Annotated in this window: 1 pseudogene; it reads left to right on the forward strand. The window is 53.5% G+C overall.

The features are described from left to right. Positions 1–85, forward strand: a pseudogene (locus PUR26_RS01440) (SigE family RNA polymerase sigma factor); the annotation flags it as partial. Between the last annotated feature and the right edge of the window lie 334 nt (positions 86–419).

The raw sequence follows: 419 nt of genomic DNA on the forward strand, positions 1-419 counted from the left end.
GGTGTCCGTGGGCACGGTCAAGAGCGCCGTCTCCCGAGCCCTCGGCAAACTCCGGGAGCACCCGGAGCACACTCCCGTACGCTGACCGCCCCGCTCCCGCCGCCCCGTGCGCCCCTCCCCGCTCCCCATCCCCAAACGCCCTCACAGATCGTAACCCGCCCCGCACCGGCCCGCCCCCCCCCCCCGCCCCCCAAACGTGCGCGGGTAGCCGTTTTTAACCCGAACCAACAAAAATGTAAATAAAAAAAACAAAAAACACAATAAAAAAACAAACACAAAAAAAACAAAAAAAAAAAAAGAAAAAAAAACAAAAAAAAAAAAAAAAAAACAAAAAAAAAAACAACCACAAAACCAACCACACCACAACCAACAGAAAAAACCAACAAACACCCCCCCCCAACCCCCCCCCCCCACACCAC

Source organism: Streptomyces sp. SP18CS02, from assembly GCF_036322365.1.
GTDB lineage: Bacteria > Actinomycetota > Actinomycetes > Streptomycetales > Streptomycetaceae > Streptomyces.